This window comes from Aeromonas sp. R1-1 (genome assembly GCF_040908495.1).
GTDB classification, from domain to species: domain Bacteria; phylum Pseudomonadota; class Gammaproteobacteria; order Enterobacterales; family Aeromonadaceae; genus Aeromonas; species Aeromonas veronii.
This window is the reverse complement of record NZ_JBFODV010000073.1, coordinates 1-9,097: the sequence shown is the minus strand read 5'-3', so window position 1 is coordinate 9,097 and position 9,097 is coordinate 1. Positions and strand designations below refer to the sequence as shown.

The 9,097-nt window shown below is 60.2% G+C and carries 9 protein-coding genes and 1 pseudogene; 1 reads left to right on the top strand and 9 read right to left on the bottom strand.

Translation table 11 applies throughout. From position 1 onward, the window contains the following. From AB5Y92_RS04300 to AB5Y92_RS04265, 8 genes and pseudogenes are all read right to left on the bottom strand, one after another. Window positions 1-856 (bottom strand): annotated as a pseudogene (locus tag AB5Y92_RS04300) (sensor domain-containing diguanylate cyclase); the annotation flags it as partial. After that, the gene (locus AB5Y92_RS04295) at window positions 853-2,046 is read right to left on the bottom strand and encodes an extracellular solute-binding protein (RefSeq protein ID WP_368225706.1); all 1,194 of its coding nucleotides are present in this window, start codon (window positions 2,044-2,046) and stop codon (window positions 853-855) included. The pseudogene AB5Y92_RS04300 and the gene AB5Y92_RS04295, both read right to left, overlap by 4 nt. 162 nt (window positions 2,047-2,208) lie before the next feature. Continuing rightward, the gene (locus AB5Y92_RS04290; protein ID WP_005337763.1) at window positions 2,209-2,424 is read right to left on the bottom strand and encodes a YdcH family protein; all 216 of its coding nucleotides are present in this window, start codon (window positions 2,422-2,424) and stop codon (window positions 2,209-2,211) included. 275 nt (window positions 2,425-2,699) lie between these two features. Further along, on the bottom strand, window positions 2,700-3,311 hold the full coding sequence (locus AB5Y92_RS04285; protein WP_005337761.1) for a hypothetical protein: 612 nt from the start codon (window positions 3,309-3,311) through the stop codon (window positions 2,700-2,702). Next, window positions 3,308-4,669, bottom strand: coding sequence for an MATE family efflux transporter (locus AB5Y92_RS04280; RefSeq protein WP_368225704.1), 1,362 nt, complete (start codon window positions 4,667-4,669; stop codon window positions 3,308-3,310). Before AB5Y92_RS04280 ends, AB5Y92_RS04285 begins: the two co-directional genes overlap by 4 nt. 108 nt (window positions 4,670-4,777) lie before the next feature. Further along, window positions 4,778-6,601, bottom strand: a complete 1,824-nt coding sequence (locus AB5Y92_RS04275; RefSeq protein ID WP_368225702.1) for a SulP family inorganic anion transporter — start codon at window positions 6,599-6,601, stop codon at window positions 4,778-4,780. A gap of 71 nt (window positions 6,602-6,672) precedes the next feature. After that, window positions 6,673-7,263, bottom strand: a complete 591-nt coding sequence (locus AB5Y92_RS04270; protein WP_368225700.1) for a nucleotidyltransferase family protein — start codon at window positions 7,261-7,263, stop codon at window positions 6,673-6,675. Continuing rightward, window positions 7,250-7,510, bottom strand: coding sequence for a GNAT family N-acetyltransferase (locus AB5Y92_RS04265; RefSeq protein ID WP_005337747.1), 261 nt, complete (start codon window positions 7,508-7,510; stop codon window positions 7,250-7,252). The genes AB5Y92_RS04270 and AB5Y92_RS04265 overlap by 14 nt, the downstream gene beginning before the upstream one ends. 194 nt (window positions 7,511-7,704) lie before the next feature. Here AB5Y92_RS04265 and AB5Y92_RS04260 point away from each other — a divergent pair, with 194 nt between their 5' ends. Continuing rightward, window positions 7,705-7,998: a hypothetical protein gene (locus AB5Y92_RS04260; protein ID WP_368225698.1), complete on the top strand. Its 294-nt coding sequence runs from the start codon at window positions 7,705-7,707 to the stop codon at window positions 7,996-7,998. Here the strand turns inward: AB5Y92_RS04260 and AB5Y92_RS04255 are convergent. Next, a partial coding sequence (locus AB5Y92_RS04255; RefSeq protein WP_368225696.1) for an iron-containing alcohol dehydrogenase occupies window positions 7,995-9,097 on the bottom strand: 1,103 nt, incomplete at its 5' end. The genes AB5Y92_RS04260 and AB5Y92_RS04255 overlap by 4 nt on opposite strands.

Here is a 9,097-nt window from a genome sequence, read left to right as displayed (position 1 = left end):
GCAACTGCTGGGATTTATTGAGCTCGCTGACCCTGTCATTGCTGTAGCTGTAGAGGGTGATGGTGGGGGTGATCTCCTGCTCCAGCTGGGGCCAGCCAATGGCCAGGGGCTGCGCCATCTTGCTTGGCTCCCTGTCATCCATGGCGTTGGCGCTCTGGTGAGCCCCTTCGTAGAGACGGTTCTCGCCCTGGGAGATCACCAGATATTCGCTTCCCTTGAGATAGGGTTCCAGCAACTGGGCCATCTGCCGCCAGGGGAGAATGGCCATTACGAAGCCGGAAGGGGTCTGCATCACCCCTGCTCGCTGGTGGTTGCGATAGATGGGGGCTACCAGCGCCAGCCCGCCGCTGCGGTTTTGCTCCATGTCGTCGACCAGCACGGGATCATCGACGGGCAGCAGCAGATGCTTGCCCTGTTTCGCCTCGCGGGTCTTGCCCCAGGCCATCAGTTGCGGCATCAGGTCGCTCGATTCGAGGTGGGAGGCCTGGCCATTGATGTACTCCACCACCAGCCCCTTGTCATCGATGAGGTAGGCCGAGGTGAGCAGGCTGTTGGATTTGACAAAGGTGGCCAGCGCCAGCCGGGCATGGCTGGAGAAGAGAAAGTTGTCGAGGGCCTGATGGAGCACCCGATCCTGGCTGAGCTGATTGAGCTGGGTGCCGATCAGCTCGCTGCGAAAGCGGGCCTCGCGGGTCATGCTGGTGAGGGCCCGCTCCAGCTGCGACTGCTCGCTCTGGGCGATGATCTGGTGCTGGCGGATCAGCAGCACAGTGCTGGCCAGCAGTGCCGGCAGCAAGGCGACGGTGAACAGGATGATGATGAGGGTCGGGCCGAGCCGAAAGGTGCGATGTTTCATGGTGTTTTGACCTGCCGGTACTGCTGATCGGCCAGCTGCTGCATATAACGGGCGGTGTCGGCGGCACTGATCCCCTCTTTAAAGCGCTCGAACCCTTTCTCCATCGCTTGCCAGGCGATGGACATGGCGCTGTCGGAGGGCATGGGGGTGCTGAGGGTGAACTGTTCCAGCAGCACTTTTTCCTGAGGCGTGGGACGGCGGCTGATGGCGGTAAAAGCCTGCTGATTGACCGGCAGCAGCGCCCCCTGATGATAGATGGACTGCTGAATATCCTGACGCTGGATAAAGGCCATCAATGCCTTGATGACGGGTTGCCGATCCTCATCGTCCATCGCCCCGCGGGAGGCTCCCATCACGTAGGCGCCGCTCATGGAGTGCATGGGATGGCTTTGCCAGCGGGGCAGCAGGGCAACGCCCAGCTTATCCCCCATGTTCTTCACCAGATCGTTGAAGGCCCAGTCCCCATTGATGAGGTAGGCGCTCTTGCCCTCATTGAAGCGGGCGAGGGCGGTATCATAGTCACACTCGGGATCGACCCACTGTTCGCTGGCGACGGTGCGATAGGCCTCCAGCGCCTGCACCATGGCCGGGCTGTCGAGGGTGATGCGCCCTTCGGTTACCGGCGAGCCACCAAAGGTGTGTAAAAAGGCGGCGAAGTAGTACATGTCGTGATAGGGCCAGCTGACGGGGTAGACCCCCTTGGTCTTGAGGGCCGGGGTGATAGCAGTCAGTTGCTGCCATTGGGTCACTGGAGTCGAGACCAGCGCCTTGTTGTAAAACAGCATCAGATGGTTGCCCTGCATCATGGGCATGCCCCAGCGTTGCCGATCCAGGGTGACATAACGCAAGGCGCTGGCCATCAGCGCGGGGGAAAACCACTCGGCCGGTAGGGGAGCGAGGGTCATCTGGCGATAGAGGCCGATAAAATCGGAGGGGATCAGCATCAGATCGGGCAGCCCCCTGGCCTGAGCTGCCAGCAGGAGATCCGCTTTGATCTTGCCCGGCTCAATCTGGGTGACGCGCACTCTGTGGTTCCCCTCCTGATTGAAGCGGGCGATCACCTCGTCGATCACGTAACCGGCTTGCTGGGAGTGCCACAGCTCCAGTTCAGGCTCCTGAGCCTGCAGGGGGTGGCTCAATGCGAACAGGCAAAGCAGCAAGAGATGATAAAAAGATCGTTTTCTGCTCATGTTATCATCACCGTTATTCCCTGAATTCCAAGGGAAAAATGTAACAAACTACCGGCAAGATCGGTAGGCTCGGGTGTCAACTAATTGACTGAAACAACAAAAAGCCCGGCGCGTGGGCCGGGCTGGGGGATAAATTGCTTATCCGCATATTCTTCGAGGCATCTATTGTGGATGTTGTTTGAGGATGTCGTATATCTCCTCTTTCAGTTTGAGTTTCTGTTTTTTCAGATCTCTCACCTCGGCGCTATAGTCGCTGGCGTGATGCTTTTCCAACTTTCTAATCTCCGCATCCAGGTCGTTGTGCAAGTCAAACTTCTTCTGGAAATGGACATCACTGCTCTTCAGTTTCGAGATAAGTTCTCTGTACTCTGGGAACATGTAATGGAGCCTCCTTGGTTTCGTTTGATTGTGCCTGTAAGACCAAAGCTACCCCTTAGTGCCGGGGATAAATGTGATCCTGATCGGATTTGGGGGCAATGATTTGGGGTATTCGGCGGGATATTTATAACTTGTTGAATCAAAACAAGATAAGTGATTTGTCAATCTGAATGGTGAGCCAAACTGTGCGACAAGTCACAACAGGGGCAGGGTTGGCGTGAGGGTGCAGGATCAAAAAAGGGGCCGACTGGCCCCTTTTATGGATGCAGGCAACGTTACTCTTTCTCTTCGTCCGCCTGCTCTTTTTTCTTTTTCTTCTCGGGTAGCGGCTTGCCATCGCGGTGGATCACCTTGCCCGCTTCAAAGCCAATCTGGGCGGCCAGCTCTTCCAGATCCGCCGACTTGGCCTGATCCCCGATGGCGTAGCGATAGTTGGCGATGGAGAGTTTGTCAGCCACCGGCGTGCCCGGGACGATAGGCTCGCGCCAGCCCTGGCCGATGTGGGCCACCAGGGTGCCGTTCATCAACAGCTCGCCGACGATCTCCTGGGTCGGATTGCCCTTGCCGTAGGTGAGACCCTGCGGGTGCTTCTTGCCGACCAGCGGCTCGTTGCTGGCGGGGATCAGCTTGGTGCGGATTAGCCACTTGGGCTTCTTGGTGTTGCCCACCGCCTTGCCGGTCTGGTACTCGTTGATCTTGATGGTCTTGATCATCTGGGCCATGAAGTCCTTGGTCAGCGCCTTCTGGGCGTCGCTGGTTTCATCGATGGCGATGGGGGCCACATACCAGGTCTGGGTGGCTTGAGCCTTGGGAGCGGCAGGGGCAGTTTGTGCCATGGCCAGGGGGCTGAGCAGGATGGCAGCCAGCAAGAGTCCTATCTTCTTCATTGTGATTCCGCTTTTGTTTCAACAAGAATTTTGTTTTGCCAGCGACGACTGCGCCAGCGCCAGAACATGGCCAGACCGCGCACCCACTCGTCGCAGGCCAGCGCCAGCCAGATACCGACCAGTCCATAACCCTGCATGATACCGAGGAAATAGGAGAGTGGCACGGCAATTCCCCACATGGAGAGCAACGCCATGTAGAGGGGGAAACGGGCATCCCCGGTGGCCCGCAGGGCGTTGATCACCACCAGATTGAAGGTGCGCCCGGGCTCGAGGATAAGGCTGATAAGAAACAGCTGCGCCACCTGGGTGATGATGTCGGCATCATCGGTAAAGAGGCTGATGATTGTGCGGCCATTGAGGGCCGCCGCCACGGCGATGACGCAGGTAACTGCCAACCCCAGCTTGAGGCTCTTGAGCAGCTGCTGATAGGCGCGATCGAACTGTCTTGCTCCCGCCAGATGGCCGATGATGATCTCGTTGCCAAGGCCGATGGAGAGGCCAAACAGCAGGATAAACAGGCAGATCTGGAAGAAGTAGGATTGGGTCGCCAGCGCCTTGTCCCCCAGCAGTCCGACAAAGGCTGTCACCACCATAAACTGCAGCATCCAGGAGAGGTTCTCCCCCGCCGCCGGCAGGCCGATATGGAGTACCTTGCCGAGCATCTCCCGGCTGGGGTGGACGATATCGCGCACCACCAGTTGAATGCCGGTCTTGCGGGCTACCAGCCACACCAGCAGCACCACGCCGACCAGTCGGCCCGCGACCGTGCTGATGGCGACACCGGCGACGCCAAGCTGGGGCAGGCCGAACCAGCCGTAGAGCAGCAGCAGGTTGCCGACGAAGGTGATGAGGTTGACGATCAGGGTCACATACATCGCCTGACGGGTGTGGCCGTGAGCGCGCAGGGTGGCAGCCAGACAGAGGGCCGCGGCCTCCGGTAACAGGCAGAGACCGATGATCTGCAAGTAAAGCGTCCCGTCGCTCATCAGATTGGCAGGCAGGTTCATCAGCGCCAGCATGGTGCTGGCCCCCGCCATCACGCCGATGGCGGCCACCAGACCGATCAGCAGGTTGAAGCCGATGGCGGTGTGGATCACCACCCGACTTTTCTCCCGATCGCCCGCCCCCAGATACTGGGTGATCACCACGCTGGTACCGATGCTGACGAAGCTGAACAATGTGATGGCGAGATCGAACACCTGATTGCCGACCGCCAGCGCGGCCACTCCCTGATAGGAGACGTGACCCACCATGAAGGTGTTGAGGGCGCCGGTCAGAAAGTGCAGGGCGAGATCGATAAAGAGCGGCCAGGTCAGCGCAAAGAGGGTACCCGGGCCTGCGTGGGATTGAGATTGCATGGCATGTCCAACAGCTGGGAGGGCACGGGGGAGTGCCCTCTGGGGGCGCATTTAACACCAAGGCCAAGGCCGGTGCAATCCTTGTGCAGGATTGCATCGGCCAGGGGATCAGGCAGGCGTGGCGCCCGCCTCCTGTTCGCTTGGCAGGGTGAGGCGCGCCGAGTCGGGCAGGGCATCATCCTGCGGCCAGTTGGAGCGGATGGCATCTGTGGTGCTCTCCACCACCGCATCATCCTTGAACACCGGCTCGCGATAGCAGCGGGTCAGGCGCAGCGCCTGATACATGTCGGGGCAGAGGATGATCCCCTCATCGCCTACCCGCACGCCCGCCTGCTTTAACCAGTGAGTCATCTGACCGTGGCGACCCGCCATCACCATATGGATGCCGCGCCGTTTCAGCTCTTTGTGCAGCTCTCCCACCATGCTCATCACGCTGATGTCCTGATGGGTGAAGCAGGTGACCGCATCGATCACCAGACACTTGGGGGCTCGGGGATCCTGCACCAGCAGGGCCAGCACCCGGCGCTTGAAATAGGGGGCATTGAAGTAGGTGAGCGGCGAGTTGAAGCGATAGACCAGAATACCCGGGATCGCCTTGGCCTGTTCGTTATCCCCCAGGGTGCGCACCACCCCCTCGTCATCCATGCCAAGCAGCTGGTCGGTGGGGCGCATCACATTGCGCAGGAACTGGAACAGCCCCAGCAACACGGCGAGGGTGATCCCGGGGATCACTCCCATGGTGAGCACGCTGATAAAGGTGACTAGCGCCAGCCAGAAGGCGGAGCGATCGGAGTGGCGCAGGGCCCAGAGGCCACGAAAATCGGTGAGCGACAAGGAGGCCATCACCAGTACCACCCCGAGGGCGGCGGTGGGAATATATTTGAGCGGCGCCGTCAGATAGAAGGTGATGAGGGCGATCACCGCCGCTGCGATGATGGAGACCAGCTGGCTCTTGCCGCCGTTGGCATCGTTGACCGCGGTGCGTGAATCCGCGCCGCTGATGGCAAAACCCTGGGAGACCGCGGAGGCGAGGTTCGCCATGCCGAGGGCCCGAAACTCCTTGTCCGCGTCGATTTCGTAACCGTTCTTGGCGGCAAAGCTGCGGGCGGTCAGCATCATGGAGACGAAGCTCACCATGGCCAGGTTAAGGGCGGGCAGCACCAGCTCCCGCATCAGACCGGGGGGAAATTCCGGCATCTGGAACGCGGGCAGGCCGGAGCCCACCGTCCCCAGGGTGGCGATATCAAACTGGCCGAGATTAAAGCCCCACACCAGCGCAGCGGTCACCACCATGGCCACCATGGAGGAGGGCCATGCCGGTTTGTAGCGCTTGGCCAGCAGCAGGGTGAGCAGAGCCACCAGACTCATGGCCAGGGTGGGCAGATGGGTCTGGGTGATATAGGTGGCCCCGCTGGCGATCCGCTCGATGAGGTAACGTTCGCTAAAGGTGAAGCCGAAGATCTTGGAGAGCTGGCCCACCATGATGGTGATGGCCACACCATTGAGCAGCCCCATCAGGATGGGGCGGGAGAGAAAGTCCGCCAGCACTCCCAGCTTGAAGCGGCTGGCAATCAGGCACCAGAAGCCGGTCATGGCGGTCATGGTCATCACCAGTTGCCAGTGACGGGTGGGGTCGCCTGCGGCCAGCGGCGTTACCACAGCGGCGATGACCGCACAGGTGGCGGCATCAGGGCCGACGATCAGCTGGCGGGAGGTGCCAAACAGGGCATAGACCAGCATGGGCAGGATGCAGGAGTAGAGGCCGACGATGGCACCCACCCCGGCAAGCTCGGCATAGGCGATGGCGACGGGCAGCGCCACTGCCGCCACCGAGAGTCCGGCGCGAAGATCTGGCATCAACCAGGCGCGCTGGTAATGCAGCAGGGCGGCGAGGCCCGGTAGCCAGCGTTCGAGAGAGAAGAAGTCGCGCATTATTTAACCCATTGAGTTACAACCAGCTTTTCCCCTAGTGTGCCCAAGGTTATCGAAAGATTGCAATCAGGTTATGGCCAGTTTACCTGAAGGTCAGGCCAGATAGCCTGCCAGCGTTTCTCCTTGATGCGCTGGGTAAAAATCTGTTTGTCCTGACGACATCTGGGGTTGGCACTCACTTGCAGCGACCAGTTGATGGTAAAGCCGTAGGGGGCAAGCCACTCGAACTCGCCATCTCGGGTGAGGCGCACGCCGATGCAGGTGGGCACTTCGACCCAGTGGCTGAGCGCCTCAAGGCTGCTGGCAAACGGCGCCACCAGCTGCCGCGTGTGCATGCGGGCCTGATTGCGCACTTCCCACTGCTGACCTGGCAGCCGCTTTGCCAGCCAGGTTTCATGCGCCGTCTCGGCCAGCCCTTGCGGGTCGCTGCTATCGAGGTAGATAAGGTCGATATCGTTGAGCGGGGTGGGCGCCGCCTTGTGGTGAAGGTGATCCCAGATGAGGTTGCGGATAAAACCGGCTCCCAGCGCCCAGTCGGGCAGATTGAGCTCGGCCGCGGCTTGCAGGCAGGCCATCCGCTGCGGATCGGCCCGCAGCAGGGCTTCTGTTTTGGCTTGGAATTGCTGTTCGAGGGCGGAGTTCAGAGGTTCAGTTGTTGGCATTGCGGCGTAACCAGACATCAATGTAGCGGCAGCTCGGCACTATAGTGAGCCCCTCCGCCTGAGTCCAGTTGAAGAAGGCGCGCGCCAGCTGATCGGCAATCCCCTGCACCCGCAGCTCGGGGGGCACGAAGGTGCTGTAGGCGTCGATGGTCTTGGCATCGAGCCGCCGGTAGCGCAGTCTCGACTCTTTCCCCTCCACCATACAGATGAACTGCTGCTGATTGGCCTGATGGATGATGTCGCTCATGGTGGGCACCTCTGGCATAAAGTTGGGTCTCTCGGCACAACATAACTGTTAGCCAAGGTATAGAACAGATAGTGGATGATGTATCGATTGTTATCAGGATTATTGAGCCAGCTCTTGCTCTCTGACTTTTATCTTGGCACGAATCGATGTGGCGATAATCAGCAAGTTCAGAAGAGGTAAAAATGGACACGGTAATGTTGAAAGTTACCCGGAAGGTGTTGACTCAAAGTCAGAAAAGCCCGGATCTGCGGCAGATTGCGATTTCCGATGCATCATGCCCTGAACTCAAAGCTTTGTTTGAAACGGCAGGGAAAAATAGAAAAATTCGACTCTTGTTGGCCAAGAAAATCTCTTTATGGATGGGGGATACAGGGGCTATTTGGTACAGCCACAACCAAGATAACCAAGGAGATTTTGAGCGGCTCTTTTCATTGTTGGCGCACCATCCCGATGCGCCATTCCAGTTTATTTGTGAGGTTGCGGGTTAGGCCCATGCCCGCTCCAGCAGGGTGAGTAACTGCTCACGGTCGGCGTCCTTGCGATTGAACAGCAGGGCACCGTCGTTGACCGCCAGATCGCGGATCTCGGTCAGTAGCGAGCGATCGCTTACCCCTGCCTCGCTCATGGTGCGCGGCAGCTTGACCGCTTGCCACAAGGTGTCGCGCAGGGTGCGAATGGCTGTGATGGTCGCCTCCGCCCGCTGATGGGGCGGGGTGGCAGCAAAGCGCTCTGCCCCCACCAGCGGCAACAGCAGCCGGGCCAACTCGCTATCCACCTCGGGGCGGTTGTAGTCGAGCACGGTGGGCAAAAAGAGGTTCATGCACAGCCCGTGGGGCAGATGGCAGCGGGCTCCCAGACTGTGGCCGAGGGCGTGCACCAGCCCCACCATAGAGTTGGAAAAAGCCATCCCAGCCAGCGTGGAGCCTTCCGCCAGTTGCAGCCGCAGCTGTTTGTTTTGCGGGTCGTGGATGATTTGCGGCAGGGCGCTGGCGATCTTCTCCACTGCCATCAGGGCCAGCGCATCGCTCACCGGGTTCTTGGCGGTACCGATAAAGGCCTCGATAGCGTGGGTCATGGCGTCCATGGCGGTGGCGGCAGTGATATTGAGAGGCAGTCCCTGGGTCAGGCGCGGGTCGAGTACCGCCAGCTGGGGCAGCAGGAAGGGGGAGGTGAAGGGCACCTTGCGCCCGCTCGCCTCATCCTTGATCACTGCAACCAATGTCACTTCTGATCCTGTGCCCGCCGTGGTGGGCACCACCGCCAGCGGCTTGAGGGGACGGGTCAGGCAACCGGCGCCCGAGTAGTCGAGCAGGTGTTCACCCCCCATGGAAGTGAGAATGTTGACTGCCTTGGCGGTGTCGATGACCGAGCCGCCCCCCAGCGCCACCAGACTGTCGCAGTCGAGCTCGCGATAGCGTTTGGCGATCCGCTCCACCACGGCGGTGGAAGAGTCGGCCGGGATCTCGTCCCAGATGGCGGCGACCGGCAGCTCCCCCTCGGCCAGCACATTGGCCAGCAGGGTGGCAAGGCCGGTGGCATTGACCCCCTTGTCGGTCAGCAGCAGCGGGCGACGGGCCCCGAGGCTGG

Excerpts from the sequence above, each read along its gene's own strand:
- AB5Y92_RS04295 (WP_368225706.1), bottom strand. The coding sequence starts at position 2,046 with ATGAGCAGAAAACGATCTTTTTATCATCTCTTGCTGCTTTGCCTGTTC.
- AB5Y92_RS04290 (WP_005337763.1), bottom strand. The coding sequence starts at position 2,424 with ATGTTCCCAGAGTACAGAGAACTTATCTCGAAACTGAAGAGCAGTGAT.
- AB5Y92_RS04285 (WP_005337761.1), bottom strand. The coding sequence starts at position 3,311 with ATGAAGAAGATAGGACTCTTGCTGGCTGCCATCCTGCTCAGCCCCCTG.
- AB5Y92_RS04280 (WP_368225704.1), bottom strand. The coding sequence starts at position 4,669 with ATGCAATCTCAATCCCACGCAGGCCCGGGTACCCTCTTTGCGCTGACC.
- AB5Y92_RS04275 (WP_368225702.1), bottom strand. The coding sequence starts at position 6,601 with ATGCGCGACTTCTTCTCTCTCGAACGCTGGCTACCGGGCCTCGCCGCC.
- AB5Y92_RS04270 (WP_368225700.1), bottom strand. The coding sequence starts at position 7,263 with ATGCCAACAACTGAACCTCTGAACTCCGCCCTCGAACAGCAATTCCAA.
- AB5Y92_RS04265 (WP_005337747.1), bottom strand. The coding sequence starts at position 7,510 with ATGAGCGACATCATCCATCAGGCCAATCAGCAGCAGTTCATCTGTATG.
- AB5Y92_RS04260 (WP_368225698.1), top strand. The coding sequence starts at position 7,705 with ATGTTGAAAGTTACCCGGAAGGTGTTGACTCAAAGTCAGAAAAGCCCG.